The sequence below is a fragment of the Frankia sp. AiPs1 genome (assembly GCF_023716945.1).
In the GTDB taxonomy this organism is placed as follows: Bacteria; Actinomycetota; Actinomycetes; order Frankiales; family Frankiaceae; genus Frankia.
On record NZ_JAMQQF010000732.1, the window covers coordinates 1 to 2,419 of the forward strand.

Genomic DNA, 2,419 nt, shown 5'->3' on the forward strand with positions numbered 1-2,419 from the left:
GGCGCGGGCCTGCTGCCCCCGGCCGACGGCAGCGTCGTGTCGACCACGGGCGTGTCCCCCGGCCTGAACCGCTCCGAAACGCTGGGCCTGGACGCCTTCCGGCTGCGCGCCAGCACCGCCTATCGCCGACTGAAGCAGGACCGCCCGCGCGACGGCCATCCGTGGGACATGGACCGGCCCTGCACCGACGTCCCGCCCCCGCGGGGGTCCGCCGGGCCGGACCCGGACCGCCCGGCGCCCCGTGCCTTCGCCAACGGCCAGTCGCTCCTGCAGAGCCCGCTGATGACGCTGACCACCGCGGGCGCCGCCGGCGACACCGGCCCCGCCACCGGTCCCAGCACGGGCTCCGCCGCCGGCGCCGCCGGCTCTCCGACCAGCTCGAAGCTGGAGGGCTCCGTCGCCATCGGCCTGATCCTCGTCGAGGGGCCGACCGCCGACCTGCAGTTCACGGCGGCCGAGCGGACCAAGGTCGTGGCCGAGGTGCAGAACGGGCTGTCCTGGTACGCCACCACCAACCCGGCGGCCGACCTCACCTTCTACTACGACATCCAACTCGTGCGCCTGCCCGTGCCGGCGGACCCGAAGGCGACCGATCTGGAAGCCCTGTGGCGGGACCCGGCGATGAGCCGGCTCGGCCACGCCGCCAGCTTCGACGGCGTCTACGACTACGTCGACGCGCTGCGCGCCCGCCTCGGCACCCGATGGGCCTACTGCGCGTTCTTCACCAAGTACCCGCTGGGCTACTTCGCCTACTCGTCGGTCGGCGGCCCCCGGATCGTCATGTCGTACGCCAACGACGGCTGGGGCCCCGACAACATCGACCGCGTCTTCACCCACGAGACCGGGCACATCTTCGGCGCCCCGGACGAGTACGGCGGCGCGGGCTGCGACTGCGGCGGCGCGTGGGGGGCGTTCGGTGTCCCGAACGGCAACTGCGACACCTGCGCCCCGGCGCCGGCGGACTGCCTGATGCGCTCGAACAGCTTCGCGCTGTGCCGCTACACCCCCGGCCAGATCGGGTGGGGCCACGGCGTCGGCGGCAACCCGGCGCTGGTCCAGTCGAAGGGGCTCGGCCGCACCGGCAACTTCGACGTCGTCGTGCCCTCGGCGTTCGCGGGGATCACCCACGTGTGGCGGGACAACGACGCCGCCGGCTATCCCTGGCGCGACCCGTGGCAGACCGCCCAGTCCCTCGGCCGCGTCGACGCGCTCACCATGGTGCAGAGCACCCTGGCCAACCCCGGGCCGCTGGAGGTCGCCGTCCGGGTCGGTTCGGCGCTGTACTTCCTGTGGCGTGACAGCACCGGGGCGTTCGCCTGGCACGACCCCAAGCAGCTCATCCAGGGCGTCGGCGGGGTGCCGTCGCTCGTCCAGAGTCGCCTGGGCACGAAGGGCAACTTCGAGCTGCTCATTCCGGCCGCGGACGTCGGCATCCTGCACCTGTGGCGCAACCACGACGTCTACGGCTACCCCTGGAGCGCCCCGAAGCTGTTCGGTGCGAACCTCGGCCGGGTCGACGCGGTCAGCCTCATCCACGGCACCCTCGGCGGCGGCGCGGGCATGCTCGAGGCCGTCGCCCGGGTCGGCAGCCGGCTGGTGCACCTGACCCGCGACAACTCGGCGGTGTGGCGGACCGGACCCGTCTTCGGCGAAGGGGTCTCGGGCAACCCGGCGCTGATCCAGAGCTCCTTCGCCGACGGGGCGCGCAACTTCGAAGTCGTCGTCCCCGCCGCCAGCGGCGGACTCATCCACTACTACCGCAACAACGGCGCGCCGACGCCGTTCTGGAGCGGGCCCCGCCCGTTCGCCCCGGCCCTGGGCAACGTCGACGCCGTCTCGATGATCCAGAGTAACTTCGACGGCCATCTGGAGGTCCTCGCTCGCGTCGGCGACGAGCTGCACATGGTGTGGCGCACCTCCGGAGCCGGGGCGACCTGGTCGGCCCCCCGCCGCGTGTTCTGACCGGCCGGCCCGCGCCCGGGCCTGCCGCAGGTAGCGGGCCACCGATCGTCGGTCCAGGTGGCGGGCAGGGCCGACTAGTGCGGCGGCGACGTGCCTGGCTACGGGGCCCGGTGGCAGGCGCGGCCGGTGGCCGGCGGGAGGATCAGCAGGCGGGCTCGGCAGGTCCCCCACGGGATGGGGAGTCCGAGGGCGACAGATCGTCGGCGGACGGGGAGTCAGCCTGCGGCGGGTCGGCGACCGGCGGGCCAGTTGGCGGCGGGTCGGGGGGCGGCGGCGGGTCAGGGGGCGAAGCGCCGGGGGCGTCCCAGGGGAGTCCCTCGGCGGGTCGGTTCTTGGCGCCGCGGCGAGCCAGCCAGCCGTCGACGAACAGGGCCTCCGCGGGGCTGAGGGTCTCCCGCAGCGCCGGGGGCACCCCGTCGACGAACACGCCGCCCACGCCGGCGCAGGCCCCCAGCTC

At 74.5% G+C, this 2,419-nt stretch carries 1 protein-coding gene and 1 pseudogene; one reads left to right on the forward strand and one right to left on the reverse strand.

The window, feature by feature from the left end:
* A partial coding sequence (locus ND748_RS30055; RefSeq protein ID WP_251749591.1) for a hypothetical protein occupies window positions 1-1,962 on the forward strand: 1,962 nt, incomplete at its 5' end.
* Between the two features lie 142 nt (window positions 1,963-2,104).
* On the opposite strand, the pseudogene ND748_RS30060 reads toward ND748_RS30055, so the two are convergent.
* Window positions 2,105-2,419: pseudogene (locus ND748_RS30060) on the reverse strand (hypothetical protein); the annotation flags it as partial.